8 protein-coding genes are annotated in these 16,357 nt (G+C 71.9%); 3 read left to right on the forward strand and 5 right to left on the reverse strand.

Going from position 1 to position 16,357, the window contains the following annotated elements; translation table 11 throughout:
* Nucleotides 1–7: 7 nt before the first annotated feature.
* On the forward strand, nucleotides 8–373 hold the full coding sequence (locus ACRAKF_RS12485) for a MazG-like family protein (RefSeq protein ID WP_447037082.1): 366 nt from the start codon (nucleotides 8–10) through the stop codon (nucleotides 371–373).
* Here ACRAKF_RS12485 and ACRAKF_RS12490 read toward each other — a convergent pair whose 3' ends face one another.
* The 4 genes from ACRAKF_RS12490 to ACRAKF_RS12505 all read right to left on the reverse strand — a co-directional run bounded on the left by ACRAKF_RS12490 (nucleotide 374) and on the right by ACRAKF_RS12505 (nucleotide 13,434).
* Nucleotides 374–1,309, reverse strand: coding sequence for an aminoglycoside phosphotransferase family protein (locus ACRAKF_RS12490; RefSeq protein ID WP_447037084.1), 936 nt, complete (start codon nucleotides 1,307–1,309; stop codon nucleotides 374–376). It lies immediately after the preceding gene.
* A gap of 88 nt (nucleotides 1,310–1,397) precedes the next feature.
* Nucleotides 1,398–8,753: a MupA/Atu3671 family FMN-dependent luciferase-like monooxygenase gene (locus tag ACRAKF_RS12495; RefSeq protein ID WP_447037086.1), complete on the reverse strand. Its 7,356-nt coding sequence runs from the start codon at nucleotides 8,751–8,753 to the stop codon at nucleotides 1,398–1,400.
* Nucleotides 8,750–12,085, reverse strand: a complete 3,336-nt coding sequence (locus ACRAKF_RS12500) for a type I polyketide synthase (RefSeq protein ID WP_447037088.1) — start codon at nucleotides 12,083–12,085, stop codon at nucleotides 8,750–8,752. The genes ACRAKF_RS12495 and ACRAKF_RS12500 overlap by 4 nt, the downstream gene beginning before the upstream one ends.
* A gap of 71 nt (nucleotides 12,086–12,156) precedes the next feature.
* On the reverse strand, nucleotides 12,157–13,434 hold the full coding sequence (locus ACRAKF_RS12505; protein ID WP_447037089.1) for an MFS transporter: 1,278 nt from the start codon (nucleotides 13,432–13,434) through the stop codon (nucleotides 12,157–12,159).
* Nucleotides 13,435–13,712: 278 nt separating this feature from the next.
* On the opposite strand from ACRAKF_RS12505, the gene ACRAKF_RS12510 reads away from it, so the two are divergent.
* Together ACRAKF_RS12510 and ACRAKF_RS12515 are read left to right on the forward strand one after the other, a co-directional pair.
* Entirely contained in the window at nucleotides 13,713–13,952 is a 240-nt protein-coding gene (locus ACRAKF_RS12510) for a response regulator transcription factor (protein WP_447037091.1), read from the forward strand.
* A gap of 181 nt (nucleotides 13,953–14,133) precedes the next feature.
* The gene (locus ACRAKF_RS12515) at nucleotides 14,134–14,709 is read left to right on the forward strand and encodes a GNAT family N-acetyltransferase (RefSeq protein WP_447037092.1); all 576 of its coding nucleotides are present in this window, start codon (nucleotides 14,134–14,136) and stop codon (nucleotides 14,707–14,709) included.
* Nucleotides 14,710–15,381: 672 nt separating this feature from the next.
* Here ACRAKF_RS12515 and ACRAKF_RS12520 read toward each other — a convergent pair.
* Nucleotides 15,382–15,585 carry a DUF397 domain-containing protein gene (locus ACRAKF_RS12520; protein WP_447037093.1) on the reverse strand — a complete coding sequence of 68 codons (204 nt, stop codon included), beginning with the start codon at nucleotides 15,583–15,585 and terminating at the stop codon, nucleotides 15,382–15,384.
* Nucleotides 15,586–16,357 lie beyond the last annotated feature (772 nt).

Below are 16,357 nucleotides of genomic sequence, written 5' to 3' on the forward strand. Positions count from 1 at the left end.
GCGGGCCATGAACGACCGACCGGGCCCGCCGCAGGCCGCCCCGCACACGCCCGCGACTCCCCCGGACCCGTGGGACACCATCGGCCGCCTCCACGACTGGCTGGAGTCCCACAACCAGCGGGCCCCGCAGGAGGCGCTGCTCCTGCGCATGCTGAAGCTCTCCGAGGAGGTCGGCGAGGTCTCCGAGGCGGTCATCGGCGCCATGGGCCAGAACCCGCGCAAGGGCACGAGCCACACCTGGGACGACGTCCGCGCCGAGCTCTGCGACGTCATCGTCACGGCCATGGTGGCGCTGCGCACCCTGACCCCGGACGCGGAGGCCGTGCTCGCCGCCCATCTGCGCCGCGTCGCCGAACGGTCCGAAACGGAGTGATCAGCGGTGTCCGAACCAGGTCTCGGCGAGCGCGTCGAGTGTCGGCTCGGGCGGGGCGGGCAGCTCGCGCAGGTACCAGGGCAGGTTGCTGTAGACGTGCAGCAGCGTGTACGCGAGGAGCAGGCGGGGCGGGAACGTCTCGCCGTACGCCTTCATGAAGCGGGCCAGGAGCCCCGGCTCGCCGCGGGTGACGAAGAGGCCCACGCCCACGAAGTCATACGCCCTGTCGCCGATCATGGCGGGCTCGAAGTCGAGCAGCCCGGTGAGCCGCCATCCGTCGTCGGGGTCCACCAGCAGATGCTGGCGCATGAACTCGGTGTGCAGCAGGGCGCGCCGGCTCGGCGACCCGGCGCCGTCGAACGTGACGGAGCCGAGGAAGCCGGGGATCTGCGCCAGCCAGTTCTCCGGCAGGCCGCACGTGCGCTGCCGCTCGACCGCCCCCGCCCGCTGACGCCGCACGAACGCGTCCCAGTCGCCGGGGCCCAGGACATCGGCCAGCGGCCGGTGGTCCAGGGCGTGCAGCGCGGCGAGCGCCTCGGCCGCTTCGGTGACGATCCGCTCCCGGTCGGCGGGCGGGACGCGCGGCCAGGCGACGGCGAGGTCCTCGCCGGGCAGCCGGTCCATCAGGACGTAACGCCAGCCGATGTCGTACGAACCGACACCGTGGACGCGCGGCGTGGCGACGGGCAGCCGGTCCTGGATGTGGCTCAGGACGCGGCCCTCGGCGACGCCGTCCTCGGCCGCCGCCTTGGGGAAGAGCTTCAGTACGTGCGCGTCGCCCACCGCGTAGACGGGCTGTGATCCTTCCGCGTAGCGGACCAGGGGCGCTCCGGCGAGGCCGAGCCGGGCGCAGAGGTCCTCGGCTCCGGGCCGCATCACCGCCTCGTCGGGGATGACGCGGTCCCACTCCTCTTCGGTGTTCACCTCGGGCAGCATGATCGGCACCGTAACGGCTGCCGAGTCCGGCGCGCGACCGAGTTTCGGCCGCCGCGGGCGGCCCCGCCGGCTCCTGGCGTGGCGACGGTCAGGCGTCACCGCCCAGCGCCTCGGCGACACCCTCGGCCAACAGGTCGACGTACGCGGTCGTCCAGGCCTCGACCGTGGCGCGGTCCCACAGGTCGGTCGAGAACTCCAGATAGCCGGAGAGCACGTCGCCCGTGGGGATGAGACCGAAGTTGAACTCCGAGCGCGCGCCCGGCACGGCCAGATCCTCGACCGCCGTGGTCAGGCCCGGCAGTTCGATGTCCGTCTCCAGCGAGTTCTGGTACTGGAAGCCGATCGGCAGCTTGTCGGGCACCTCGGTGCCCAGCGCCGCCGTCAGGTCGGCCGCCACCGCACGGAGCGGCGTCGCGTGGTCGATCGCCTCGACCGCGCTCCGCGCCACCTGGTCCACCAGCGCGGCGAACGACCCGGCCGCCCGGTCACCGCGGACGCGCAGCGTGAAGGACGAGACCGTGCAGGCCGCGAGGGCCTCGAACTCCCGCCGGTCGCGGTTGGCGTAGGAGATGGCGAGCAGGACGTCCCGCTCGCCCGTCACCTCGCCGATCAGGCGGGCCATGGCCGCCGCCGTCACCGCGAAGGGCGTCGTGCGGTGCCGGCGGGCAAGCCTCTCCACGCCCGAGCGCACCTCACGCCCCACCCCGAACAGCACCACGTCACCCGCGCCGCTCAGCTCCGCCGGACGCGGCCGGTCGAGCGGCAGCGACGCCGAGAAGGGAGCGCCTTCGAGCTGCCGCGCCCAGTAGTCGACCAGGCGGCCCTTGTCCCGCGTACGGCCGTGCTCCTGCTGCCAGCGCGCGTACGCGCCGGGCTGCGGCGGGTCCGCGGCCAGGCCGTGCGGCTCCCCGGTGGCCGCCGCCCGGTACAGCGCGGCGAGTTCACGGAGCAGGATGGTGACCGACCAGCCGTCGCAGGCCGCGTGGTGCAGCACGAAGAGCAGGACCCACCGGTCGCTGTCGGTGCGCAACAGCCGCAGGACCGGGGCGAGTTCGGCCCGGATGTCGAAGGGTGCCGCGGCCGTCTCCGCCGCCAGGCGCTCGGCCTCCGCCTCGGCGTCGGCCACCGAGCCGAGGCTCGCGACCAGGTCCTCCTCGGGCAGCTCGACCGGCCTGGGCCGCAGCGCCTCCTGCTGCCACTCCCCCGTCGCCGTGTCCTCCACGAGGCGAGTGCGCAGCGCCTCGTGCCGCGCGACCAGGCGCGTCAGGGCCGTGCGCAGGGCCGGTACGTCGAGCCGTCCCGTGAGGGTCAGGCGCATCGCCACGTTGTAGATCTGCGGGCGGGGGTGGGACAGGTGCCGTGTGATGAAGGCGCTCTGCTGGGCGGTGACGGGGGCGCGGCCTTCGGGCACGGCCCCGACGGCCGCCTCCGTGACGCCCGGCCCGGCCTCGGTCCCTGCCCGGCCCAGGTACGCGGCCATCGCGCGGAGCGTGGGCTCCTCGTAGAAGCGGGCCACGGGGTACTCGGTGCCGAACTCCTCCCGCACGCTGTTGGCCAGGCGGATCGCCGTGATGGAGTGGCCGCCGAGTTCGAAGAAGGAGGCCTCGGGGCCGATCGTGCCGGCGGCGACACCGAACTCCTCGGCCCACAGCGTCCGCAGCCGGGCCTCGACCTCTCGGGGGGCGGGCCCGGAAGCGGCGGGCTCGGAAGCCTGGGCCGCGCGCGTCGGCCCCTCCGTGGCGGTGACCAGCGACGGCTCCGGCAGCGCGGCCCGGTCCAGCTTTCCGTTGCCGGAGAGCGGGAGCGCGGGGAGCAGCGCCCAGGCGCGCGGCACCAGGTGGTCGGGGAGCCGTGCGGCCAGCTCCCGTGTGAGGCGGTCGGCGGTCGCCTGCTCCCCGGCCGTCGCCGTGGCGGGCACGGCGTAGGCGGCGAGCCGGGCCTCGCCCCGCCGGTCGCGGCGGGCGAGGACGACCGCTTCGGCGACGTCCGGCAGCGCGTTGAGCGCCCGCGTGACCTCTTCGGGCTCGACGCGGTAGCCCCGTATCTTCACCTGGTCGTCGGAGCGGCCGCGGAACTCCAGGGCGCCCGTGGCGGTCCAGCACACCAGGTCGCCCGTCCGGTAGAGCGGGCCCGCGCCGCCGAGCGGGTCGAGCGGGTCGGGGACGAAGCGCTCCGCCGTGAGGTCCGGGCGGCCGAGGTAGCCGGTGGCCACTCCCGGCCCGCCCACATACAGCTCGCCCACCTCGCCGGCGGGCACCTCGCGGCCATGGGCGTCGAGCACGCGCAGCGTGACGTTGTCGACAGGGCGGCCGATCGGGATCGGGTCCGCCGCCGTTCCTCCGGCGCCGAGCGGCGCCACCGGCTGGGTCGTGCAGAGCACGGTCACCTCGGTGGGCCCGTAGACGTTCACCGTCTCGTACGGGGCGCTCGCGCGCGGCCGGGTGCGGAGCACGTCGCCGCCGAGCAGCAGGTGCCGCAGCGGGGGCTGTGCGTCGTCCGGCAGCGCGAGGACCGCCTCGCCGAGTGCCGTGGGCAAGATGGAGAAGGTGACGCGGCGGTCCGCGTACCAGCGGGCGAGGGCGGCGGGGTCCTTGCGGACCGTCTCGTCGGCGACGACGACCGTGGCGCCGGCGGTCAGCGCGGGCCAGATCTCCAGGGCGGCGGCGTCGAAGCCCTGGCTGCATACGGCGGCGGCGCGGTCGTCCGCGGTGAACCCGAAGCGCTCGTGGTGCCACTGGCACAGGTCCACCACGGCCCGGTGCGGCACGGCCACGCCCTTGGGCGTACCGGTGCTGCCGGAGGTGTAGATCGCGAAGCAGAGCGCGTCGGGGCCGGGGGGCACCGGGGGTGCGGCGTCCGTGCCGGTGGGGCCGGTGTCCGTGTCGGTGAGGCCGGTGTCCGTGTCGGCGGGTGCGGCCGTGGCGTCGACCACCGCCACGCCCCGCGGCACCTCGGGCGGCTCCTCGGCTCCGTCCACCACGAGGACTCCGGCGCCGCTCTCCGCGAGGACGGCCTCGGCCCTGGCGCGCCCCTGCCCGGGGTCCAGCGGCACATAGCCGTGGCCGGACTTGAGCGCCGCGAGCATGGCGACGATCAGCCGCGCGCCGCGCGGCAGCCACAGGGCGACCGGCGCCCCTTCGCGGCCACGCTCGCGCAGGACGGCCGCGAGGCGCTCGGCCCGCTCGTCGAGGTCCCGGTAGGTCAGCGTCGCGTCGCCGCTGATCACGGCGGTGCGGTCGGGTGCCGCCTCGGCCCAGCGCGACGCCAGGGCGTGGACGGTGCTGCGGGTGCGCTGCCGGGTGCGTCCGCGCCGCCACGCGTCCGGTACGGCGGCCGGGGTGCCGGTGACCTCGGCGAGCACGTCCCTGAACGTCCCGAAGAGCGCCTCGATCGTCGCCTCGTCGAACAGGTCGGTGTTGTACTCCAGGTGGCAGCGGACGCCGTCCGGCTGGTCGGTGAAGTACACGCTGAGGTCGGTCAGCGCCTTGTCGGGGCCCGAGTCGAGCGGGGTCGCGCGCACCCCGGGCAGCTCGAAGCGGAACGGATCGCCGGTCTCGAACTCGGCGAGCGTCTGGAAGACGGGCGTCCGGTCGAGCGCCCGCGTGGGGTCCAGCTCCCGGACGACCGCCTCGAAGGGCACGTCGGCGTGGTCGTAGGCGTCAAGGGCGACCGAGCGCACCCGGTCCAGGAGCGTGCCGAAGTCCGGGTCGCCCGAGACGTCGAGGCGCAGGGCCAGGGTGTTCACGAAGAAGCCGACGACGTTCTCGTACGCGGGGGCGCGGTCGGACATCGGGGTGCCGATGACGAGGTCGTCCTGGCCGGTGACCCGGTGCAGGGCCGCGGCGTACCCGGCGAGCAGCGTCATGAACAGGGTGCTGCGCCGCTCCCTGCTCAACTTCCGCACGGCAGCCGAGAGTTCGGGGTCGAGTGTGCGGAAGAGGGCGCGGCCGTTCGACGTCATCCTGGCGGGGCGGGGCCGGTCCGTCGGCAGGGCGAGGACGGGCAGGTCGCCGTCGAGCGCCTTCTTCCAGTACGCCAGGTCCTCGGCCGCCTTCGCGCCGCCGAGCGAGTCGCGCTGGGCGCGGGCGTGGTCGGCGTAGGTGTGCGGCAGGTCGGGAAGACCGACGGGCGGGGCGCCCGTGACCTCCGCCCGGTAGTGGGCGGACACGTCCCGCGCGAGCACCGCGGCCGACGCCGCGTCCATCACGATGTGGTGCAGGGAGAGGACGAGCACGTGCCGCCGCTCGCCGAGCCGGACCAGGCGCGTGACGAACAGCGGCCCGTCCGCCAGGTCGAAGCGGCGCTCGCTCTCGGCCCTGAGGGTGGCGGCGACCGCGTCGCCTCCGGGCCGCGTGCCGTCGACGACCGCGAAGTCCACTTCCCCTTCGCCCGCCGCCCGCGCGAACTGCCGCGGTTCGCCGCCGACCTCACGGAAGACGGTGCGGAGCTGCTCGTGCCGGGCGGTGAGGGCGGACAGCGCCGAGCGCAGCGCGGGCACGTCGAGGGGGCCTTCGAGCTCGATGGCCTTGACCTCGTTGTACGCGGTGCGGCCCGGCAGCATCCGCTCCAGGAACCACACCCGCTGCTGGCCCGGCGACAGGGGCGCCCCCGGGTCGGCGGGCACGGTCGTGGTCGTGGTGGCGGTCGTCTTGCCGGTCGCCGTCGTGGTCGCCGTCGTGGTCGCCGTGGCGGTCGTGCACGTACGTCGCAGCGCGTCCAGGTGTACGAGGCCTTCGCGCATCGCACCGGGTGCCACGCCGAAGTCGACCAGCGCGACGACCTCGTCGGCGCCCGCCGCGCGCACCTCCTCGACGACCGGGCGCACGCTCTGCGGGCTGCCGATGAGGGCGCGCTGGTCGCAGTAGCGGTCGTAGGCGCGGCGGAAGACGACGTCCAGGTCGTCGTCGGTCATCCCCGACAGGTCGACCTTCTGGCCGAGGCTGCCCGCGACGTTGCCGAAGAGCGACAGGGACGCCCGCATGTACCGGGACAGCGGCTCCCGGGCCTCGGCGCGCGCCGCCGCGTGGTCCTCGGCGAGGTAGGTGTGCAGGAGCACGGAGACGTGCCCCGCGTCGGGGTCCAGGCCGTGGGCGGCGCGGGTGCGCCGGTAGAGCGCGATGTTCTCGCCGAGCTGCTCGACGCTCTGGGTCATGAGGTTGGTGACGATGCCCAGGTCGTGGCGTGCGGCCAGCTCGTACGACGCCGGGTTGCCGACGACCGCCGTGTACATCGGCGGGGCGTCCTGGACGGGACGCGGGAAGAGCCGCAGGTCCGCCTCGCCGGCGCCCGTGGTGCGGCGCAGCGGCTCGCCGCGCCACAACTGACGTACCTGCTCGACCTGTTCGTACATCAGCTCCTTGTGGGAGCCGAAGCGGTCGGGGAAGAAGGCGAAGTCGTTGGCGTGCCAGCCGCTCGCGCAGCCGATGCCGACGCGGCCCCCGGAGAGGTTGTCGACCATCGACCACTCTTCGGCGACGCGGATCGGGTCGTGCAGCGGGAGCACGACGGAGCCCGCGTTGATGCGGATGCGGTCCGTCTCGCGGGCGAGCGCGGCGGCGAGCACGACGGGGTTGGGGAAGAGCCCGCCGAAGGAGTGGAAGTGCCGCTCGGGGATCCACAGGGAGTGGAAGCCGTTGCGGTCGGCGAAGCGGGCGGTCTCCAGGAGGTGGTCGTACTTGCCGTGCTTCGGGGCGGTGTCGTCCTGGGGGTAGTCGCCGAAGAAGTAGACGCCGAAGTCGAGGGGGCGGGTGGCGGCGGGCTTTTCGGCGGGCGCGGCTTCGGGGACCGTCTCGGGGGCCGTGTCGGGGGCGCGGCGCGCCGTGGCGGCGGTGTTCCAGGCCACGGCCTGCACCTTCGCCCCGGGGGCGGCGACCGTGGCCGCCGTGGCCGCCGCGCGCGGCTTCGCCTTCGCCTTCGTACGGAAGAACCCGGCGTCCCGCAGCTCCCGCAGCGAGCCCTTCACGGCGTCGGCGACGAACTCGATGTCGCCGTCGGAGTGCTCGGTGGAGAGGAAGAAGTTGCGCCACTCCCACACGTGCACGCCGCGCAGCATGAGGTGGTGGTAGAGCAGCTCCATGTCCGCGCGGTGCTCGAAGCGGAACTGCGAGCCGAAGTGGCTCAGGCTCAGCGCGAACTCCTCCGCCTCGAAGAAGGCGTTGAGCGTGGCGGCCAGCTCGTCGGTGCGGGCGTTCAGCCGCTCCTGGAGCCGCGGGCTGTGCTCCTTGAGGTGGCCGAGGACGGCGCGGGCGGCGACCATCGACACCGGGTGCTGGATGTAGGTGCCGCCGAAGAACGTGGTGTCGGCCTGCGGGTAACTGTCGTCCCCGTAGCTCCAGTGGCCGCCGTCGATGCCGTCCATGATGTCGGCGCGCCCGGCGATGGCCCCGATGGGGAAGCCGCCGCCGAGCAGTTTGCCGTAGGTGGCGAGGTCCGGGGTGACTCCGTACAGCTCCTGGGCGCCACGGGGCGCGGGGCGGAAGCCGGTCAGCATCTCGTCGAAGAGCAGCACGATGCCGTGGCGCCTGGTCAGTTCGCGCAGGCGGCGCACGAAGCCCGTCGGCCGGAGCGAGGGGTGGCGGCTCTGCACCGGCTCGACGACGACCGCGGCGATGTCGCCCGCCTGCCGCTCGATGACGGACAGGCTCTCCTCGCTGCCGTACGGCAGGACGAGCAGGTCGGCGACGGCGTTCTGCGGGATGCCCGCGGACATCGGGACGGTGGTCGGGCCCTCGCCGCCGGTGCGCGGGGAGCGGCCGAGGACGTTGTCGTTGTGGCCGTGGTAGGCGCCCTCGAAGGTGATGACGCGGTTGCGCCCGGTGGCGGCGCGGGCCAGACGGATCGCGGCCGAGTTCGCCTCCGTGCCGGAGTTGGCGAAGGCGACGCGCTCCATGCCGGTCAGCTCGGCGAGCAGTTCGGCGGCCTCGCCGGTCTCCACGTTGCGCGGGCCGAGCTGGATGCCGCGCGAGAGGTGCTCGCGGACGGCCTCGGTGACGAAGTCGGGCTCGTGGCCGAAGAGCAGCACGCCGAAGCCCATGGTGATGTCGACGTAACGGTTCCCGTCGATGTCCTCGATCCAGGAGCCCTTGGCCCGCCGCCCCGCGATCGGGTACAGCATCTCCTTCGTACTGCTGCGGAACCCGACCGCCGCCCGGCTGTCGGCGAGCACCCGGCGGTACTTCTGGGCGATCCGCTTCGAGGTGGGCGTCTTGGCGGTGTAGCGGCGCACCAGGTCGTCGAGGTGCGCCCGCTGGGTCTCGGGGGCGCCGCCGCGGACCATGCCGGAGGCGCGGGCCACCTCCGGGCGGGGGCCGTGCTGGGCGGGGCGTGGCGACTCCGGCGCGGCTTCGGGCGTCCCCAGTTGGCTCGCGATGCGGCGCGAGAGCTGCTCCATGGCGGCCAGGTCCGCGTCGACCGCCGCGGAGACCGGGCTCTGGTTCGCGGTCATCGGCCCACCTGCGTCTGCGTCTGCGCCTGCGCCTGCGTCTGCGCCTGGGCCTGGGCGGTGAGCAGCTGGGAGAGCTGGCCCATGAGCTGCAACTGCATCTGCGTGAGCTGGTGGATCTGCCGCTGGAGGTCCTCGACCTCCTGGCGGGTGGCATACGCGGCGGGGGCCGGCGCCGGTTCGGGGGCGGGCGGCGCCACGGGCACGGCGACCGACGGCGCGGGGAGCGGCTGCGCGGCGACCGGCGGTGCGGGGAGCGGCAGTGCGGGGAGCGGCTGCTCCGGAAGCGGCTCGGAGCGTCCCGGCGAGGCGGCGGTGACCCCCATCTTCGCCACGATGACCGAGGCGAGGCCCTTCGCCGTCCCCGCCTCCTCGAAGAGCTCCCGCATCGACACCTTGACCCGGTGCTCCCCCTCCAGCTCGCGCAGCACGCCGATCATCTGCAGCGAGTCCGCCCCGAGGTCGAAGAAGGAGGCGTCCTCGGCTATCTCACTGGTGTCGTAGCTGAGGTGCTTCGCGGTGACCTTGATGATGTGCTGGAGCACACGCTCGACCGCTGCTTCGTCCTGTGCCACTTCGGTTACATCCCTCGCAGGTCGTACGGGCCGTGGAAGGTGGTTCTCCGGCCCTGTCCAGTAGTACTTGTGCTGGAAGCGGTAGCCGGGCAGGGGAATCCTGCGCCCCGCCCCGCGCGTGGAACCGCCCGTAGAGCTGCCCGTGGAACTGCCCGTGGAACCGCCCATGAAGATCCGCCAGTCGAGCGGGGCGCCGCCCCGGTGGAGGCCCGCCGCCGCGTCCCAGAGCGGTTCGAGCCCGGCCCCGCGCCGCAGCGTCGGATACGCCGTCCGGTCCGGCAGCTCCCGCCGTACGAGCCCGCTGAGTGTGGTGTGCGGGCCGAGCTCCAGGAGCGTGGCGGTGGCCGCGTGCGACGTGCCGAGGTTCCGCAGGGCGTCGGCGAATCTCACCGGGTGACGCGACTGTCGTACGAGATATTCCGTGTCCGGGAGCCAGCCCGCGGGGCGGGTGCGCCCGTCCAGGGTGCTGACGAACGGCACGGCGCACGGGGCGAGTCGGGCCCCGGCGCACAGGTCGCGGAGCCCTGGCAGTACGGGGTCCATCAGGGCCGTGTGGAAGGCGTGCCGCACCGGGAGCGGGCGGGCGGGGACGCCGCGCTCGGCCAGGAGTTCCGCGAGGCGGTCCATCGCGGCGGCCGGGCCCGCGAGGACCTGGCCGCGGGCGCTGTTGACCACGGCGAGCTCCACTTCGGGCACCTCGGCGGCGAGGTCCCGCGCCGCGTGCTCCTCCAGCGACACGGCGACCATCGCCCCGGGCTCGCAGAGGTCGCGCATCAGCCTGCCCCGCCCGGCCGTCAGGCGCAGCCCGTCCTCGACGCTCAGCGCCCCGGCCGCGTGCAGCGCCGCGTACTCGCCCACGCTGTGCCCGGCCACCACGCTCGGCGTGATCCCGGCCTCGCGCCACAGCCGCACCAGCGCGCACTGGAGGGCGAAGAGCGCGGGCTGCGCCAGTTCGGTGGGCCAGGGCGGCTCGGCCTCCGGGTCGTGCTGCGGGTCGTGCTGCGGGTCGTGCTCAGCCGCGAGGAGGGGGGTGAGGAGGCTGTCGCCGCCGGTGAGTTCCGCGTACTGCCGCTCACAGGCGTCGAGGACCTCGCGTACGACGGGGAAGCGGTCGTACAGCCCGCTTGCCGCGCCCCGGTACAGGCTGCCCTGCCCGGTGAAGAGGAACCCGGTGCCGGCCCCGTCCCCGCCTCCCCCGCCCGGCTTCGGGTCCGCGAGCCAGGCGTCGAGTGCGCCGGTGAGCGCGGCGACGGTCTTGCCGCGCAGCGCGAGGCGGTGCCTGCGGTGGGCGCGGCCGAGCGCCAGCGTCGTCACGAGGTCCGCGTGGCGCGTGCCGGGGTGGGCCCGCAGGTGGTCGCGGAGCGCCGAGGCGTTGTCGGCGAGCGCGGCCTCCGTGTGCCCCGCGAGCACCAGGACACCCGGCGGCTCGGGCGCCTCGGCCGGGCGGGGCAGGGGATCCGGGGCCTCTTCGAGTACGAGATGGACATTGGTGCCGCCCACCCCGAACGAGCTGACGCACGCCCTGCGCGGCCCGTCCCCCCGGGGCCACGGGCGCGCCGCGTCCGGGATGTAGAAGGGGCTGGCGGCGAGGTCAAGGGTGGGGTTGGGGCGCCGGAAGTTGGCCATCGGCGGGATGACGCCGTGCTGGAGCACCAGCAGCGCCTTGATCATGCCGGCCAGGCCCGAGCAGACGTCGAGGTGCCCGATGTTGGCCTTGACCGCGCCGAGGGCGCAGTAGCCGGTGCGGTCGGTGTCGGCGCGGAACGCGGCGGTGGCGCCCTCGAACTCGATCGGGTCACCCTTGAACGTGCCCGTCCCGTGCGTCTCCAGGTAGCCGATGCTGCCCGCGTCGACGCCTGCCCTCTCCAGGGCCCGCCGGATGGCGCCGCGCTGCCCGTCGGCGCTGGGCGCGGTGAACGCCCGCTTGTCCGCCCCGTCGTTGTTGGCCCCCCAGCCACGGATGACGCCGTGGATGTGGTCGCCGTCCGCGAGGGCACGGTCGAGCCGCTTGAGCACGACGGCCGCGACGCCCGTACCCCCGACGGTGCCGTCCGCGTCGGCGTCGAAGGGCCGCAGGTAGCCGCTCTTGGAGAGGATGGAGCCCTTGACGTACTGGTAGCCGAGGACCTGCGGCACATGCACGGCGGTGGCGCCCGCGACAGCGATGTCACAGTCGCCGTAGGCGACGGACTGCGCGGCCTGGTGGACGGCGGTCAGCGAACTGGAGCACGCCGTCTGGACGTTGACGGCGGGCCCGGTCAGGTTGAGCCGGTAGGCGGCCCGGTTGGCGGTGAAGTCGCTGAAGTTGCCGATGGTGACCTGGAGCCCCGCCACCCAGTCGGCGATGCCCTCCTTGAGGACGTTGTGCTGGAGGTAGCTCTGGAGGGAGTAGAGGTGGTAGCCGGTGCTGGCGTAGATGCCGACATCGTTGCCTTCGCGCCGCGTGGCGTCCCCCGCGTAACCGGCGTTCTCCAGGGCGTGGTGCACGCACTCCAGGAACAGCCGGTGCTGGGGGTCGGTGATGCGGGCCTCGTGGGCGCTCATCCCGAAGAAGCTCGCATCGAACCCGGCGATGTCGTCGAGGACGCCGCTCGCGCCCACGAAGTCATCGGCCAAGTACTGCTCCTCGGTGATCCCGGCGGCGGTCAGCTCGGCGTCGGTGAAGCGGCGGATGCGGTCGGCGCCCTCACGGATGGTCCGCCAGAACTCCTCCGGGGTCTCGCCACCGGGCAGCCGGAAGTCCATGCCGACGACGGCCACGGGGGCCACGGGGTCCGGGGCTGGTGTTGTCGTACGGGGGCTTCTCGTATGGGGGCCACTGCGCACTGCGGTCATCGGACCTCGGCCTCGCTTTCCACGGACGGCGAGTCTTGTCGTACGGGGGCCTTGGCCCCTGTTTTGGACTCTCGACGCGCCTGCCGTACGAGGACGACGAACATCCCCGCGCAGAGCACGATGGCGAGGCCGTGCAGCAGACCGACCACGGTCAGCGGCGAGTACCGGTCGAGCAGGGCGCCGCTGACCAGCATGCCCAGCCCGAAGCCGGTGTTCTCGACCGAGGCGGAGAGACCGAAGAGCCGCCCGCGCTGCTCGTCGGGGGCCGTCTGGAGCCGCGTGACGTAGGCGATCTCGGTGAGGCCGTCGGCCATGCCCGCGACGAGGGCCGCGGCGACGGCCACGCCGGTGGGAAGCCCCGCGAAGACCACGATGAACGCGACCGACATCACGCAGGCCCCGATGGCGAAGGCCCGCTCCCCCGGCCCCTGCCGCCCGCCGCGCCCGGCCCACCGCCCGACGACCTGCTGCATGACGATGTTGCCGATGGCCCAGGTGGCCCAGAACTGGCTGACGAAGGTGGCTGGATGCGACGGATCGAGGGAGCTGGAGTAGACGGGCAGGGCGACGTTGTGGGAGGAGGACCCAAGTCCGTCGGCGGCCCGGACCACGATCATGACGGCGAGGACGGGGGCGGCTCGCAGGAGGAGCATGGCTCCCAGGCGCCTGGGCTTCTCCTCGCCCTCCGGGGCGCCACTTCCATCGGCGTCCTTGCCCTCCTCCCGCGTACGGATCGGGAGGGAGAGCAGCACACTTGCCGACACGGCGAAGGAGGCGGCGTCGAGGGAGATGGCGGCGACGTAGCCGAGCTGGGAGACCACGACGCCGGCCGAGGCGAACCCGGCGATCATCGCGAGGGAACGCCCGGTGGCGAGCAGCGAGTTGGCGCGGAGCCGCAGTTCGGGGCCGACGATCTCGGGGATGGCGCTGCGGAGGGAGACACCGGAGAGGGTGGAGCAGAACCCGGTGACGACGGCGAGGACGTACAGAAGCCCGGCGCGGCCGGCATCGGGGGCGATCAACAGCGCTACCATGGCGACGCACTGTGTGAGATCGGCGCCGACCATCAACCGCTTACGGTCGTACGCCGAGACCAGCCGTCCGCTCACAAAGCCGGATACGACGCTGGTCAGCAGCCGCACGGCCATGAAGATGCCGGCGGCCAGCGCGCTGTCGGTGACCTCGTAGATGAAGACGTTGAGCGCGACCATGTTCAGGTAACTGCCGTACGCCGAAACGCCGTTGCCCACTACGAGCAGGCGAAAGTGCCTCAAGCGTGCCCCCTGGTCGATCCTGGCCCGTCACTCACCGTCCGGTGCCGCCGCGCCGCGCCGCTACGGCCTTCACACTCACGCGCCCCGAAGCGCACCCACAGTCCCCCGAACTGGTGACTTGACAACTCCAACTGGCCATTGCGCCCCAGGGTTTACCCTGGGATTCGCCCAGGTCAGCCCTGTCGCCCCTTGGATTCCTTTCTGTTTCCGCAGGACCGTGGTTAGATCAAGTTGTGGTCACGCCTTCGTAGAAGTTGACAGTCCCTCCCGGAGGGAAAATGCCAGTAACCAGCCGCTCCCAGAACGCACCGGCCCTGTCCCACAGAGAGCGCCAGGTGCTGGCCCACATCGCGGCAGGCCTCTCCCACAAGCAGATCGCCAGACGCCTCGGCATCAGCGTGCACACGGTCAGCACCTACCTGCGCCGCATCCGCAGCAAGCGCACCGCACCGACGGTGGCACACCTGATCCGGCTGAGCATGGCGGAGGACGTGACGGCCCCGAGCGGCACGAGCTGACCCCGACCGCCGAGCGACCCGACCGAGCTCGGGGAGGCGACTTGAGTCTCCCCCTCGGGGAGACCCGAGACTGACGCCCATGAACGCATCGGCATCGTCTTCGGCATGGACATCGGCATGGGCTTCGACATCGACATCGGCATCGACATCGCTCCGGCCCCGCACACCCCTCAAGTCCACCGTGCTGCGAGCGGCGGCAACCGCCACGGCCCCGGCTCTCCTTCTCCGCGCCTGGTGCGAGGAGGATGTCTCCGCGTTCGTCGAAAGCCACCGGAACGACCCCACGGAAGCCCCGCCGGGCGCCCCCGTCATACGGAACGAGACGGACGGCCTGCGCTGGGTCCACCAGCACCAGCAGGCATGGACCGACGGAACCCGCTACGCCTTCGCCGTACTGGAGACCCACCTCGACGGCTCCGAAGCCGCGCTACGGGCCCACGTAGTCCTCAAGGACGCCACACCCGGCAGCGCCTCGGCGGAGGTCGGCTACTGGACAGCACCCCGCGCCCGAGGCCGCGGCATCGCCCCCCGGGCCCTGGAAACCCTGACCACCTGGGCCTTCACCACGTTCGCCCCCACGGGCCTGACCCACCTGAACCTCCTCCACCAGGTCACGAACGAGGCCTCATGCCGAGTAGCCCAGAAAACGAACTACCCCTACTCCCACACGCTCCCGCCATACCCCCCGATGTATCCCCAGGAGGGCCACGTACATGTCGCCCGCATGCCGGCCGCCGAGAAGGGAATGGCCCGGTGACGAGACGAGCACATATTCGACTGAAGCCATGCTGGATCGCCTGAGTGCCATCGATTGGACCGATTACGACTCCGCAGACGAACACGCCGAGTGCCGTGCAGCCCTGTTGCGCGAGTATCTCCGACGAGCCGCCCTATGGGCCAGAAGGCTCGGCGGTACAGATGAGTGGCCACTTTTCGATATCGCCGAACGCGTGGACAGCTCAGCCAGGGCCCCGGGGGAGTCGGTAACCCAACTGGTTGCATACATGTCGGAAAACATACCCACCCCGCGTACACGAAGCACCTGCATGGCAGCTCTTCATTGGGCCACCCTCAACGAAAGGTCCCCTCAACTCCTGAGGAACGTCCCAGACCCTTTCGAGCCCTTGCTCGCAATTTACGAGCGCGGCGGTGGCTTCACCATCGAAAATGGGGTGGCCGATTTCATGCTCCTTCGCGTCCGAATCCAGCGCTGGCAGGATCACGTATCCGACCCGCCCGCCACCTCACTCGATTCCGCAAGCAAGAGGACCGCTGGGAACTCAACCGGCACCACACCCCATTAAGTCACCCTAGGAGTAGCGAATGGCAGTCCATACGGAGGTGCGAAAAATGCGCGCATGGTGATGACGTCCTGAGCGCCCGTCCCGGCAGTGCCCCAAGGCGCCCATCCCGCTCGCCGCAGGCGCCGTCAGAGCGCCGCGAACCCGACGAACGCGGTCCACGCGGTCACTCCTACGGTCAGTGCGGTGCGGGCCGCGTTCTTCGAATCACGGACGTGGACCTCGCAAGGGCGAGCGGCGACCTCGACGCATTCGCCGCCTTCCTCGCTGCTATAGCTACTCCTGCGCCATACCAACTGATCTATGTACGACTGAGGCGCGTTCACATTCATGACTCCCCCAGCAACTTCTGTACGTACGCCAACGATTCGCGAGGCGTCAGGACCTGCGTCCGAATGATCCCGTACTTGGCCCCCAACCCACGGACGCGTTCCCGCTCCGGCGCATCTTCCTCCCCGATGACCCAATAGAACAGGCCATTACATGCAAATTGCGGATCACTTCACGGAACTCTGGTCTCGAGGCTTTCGCAATCCGCGAGGTAGCATACGGGATTTCATCCTCTCAGAGGCGTACCCTGACCAGCGAAATATCGTCGACTACCTGCGAGCTGGGCATGAAATTCTAGCCGTTATGGGAACGTCAGAGGACAAGCTGGGGTCTGGCCGACAGTTCCTCGGCGGCGATTCCCTATACACCGACGGAAAGTGGCTGTGGAGAGGTGACCTTTACTCCTATGTAGAGAATCATCACGTGGCACTACCCGACGAATTCGTCACCTATGTCCGGAGCCACACATATTCGATCCCGCACGTGGAACGTGCACAGCTCCTCGAGGTCTCGAACTATGTAGATGCGAGGTGGTGAGATTCCCTAAGCGATCAGCGCTTCGATAGAGCTGAGGATACGGTCAGAGCCGATGCATACTTTCGGAACGAGATCTCCCATACGGCACACCCCAGACGAGGCACCAATCGATGATGTGCTGGGCATTGAGGGACACAACCACTTCAGCTGCTTGTACCGGAGCCCGGCAGATCGCACATGTCGCCGCATGCCGGCCCGACAATGCCCCCGAGGTGAGGCAGAGCCAAGTCATCCCGG

It is taken from the genome of Streptomyces sp. DSM 118878, assembly GCF_052936595.1.

Excerpts from the sequence above, each read along its gene's own strand:
- ACRAKF_RS12485 (WP_447037082.1), top strand. The coding sequence starts at position 8 with ATGAACGACCGACCGGGCCCGCCGCAGGCCGCCCCGCACACGCCCGCG.
- ACRAKF_RS12490 (WP_447037084.1), bottom strand. The coding sequence starts at position 1,309 with ATGCTGCCCGAGGTGAACACCGAAGAGGAGTGGGACCGCGTCATCCCC.
- ACRAKF_RS12495 (WP_447037086.1), bottom strand. The coding sequence starts at position 8,753 with ATGACCGCGAACCAGAGCCCGGTCTCCGCGGCGGTCGACGCGGACCTG.
- ACRAKF_RS12510 (WP_447037091.1), top strand. The coding sequence starts at position 13,713 with ATGCCAGTAACCAGCCGCTCCCAGAACGCACCGGCCCTGTCCCACAGA.
- ACRAKF_RS12520 (WP_447037093.1), bottom strand. The coding sequence starts at position 15,585 with ATGAATGTGAACGCGCCTCAGTCGTACATAGATCAGTTGGTATGGCGC.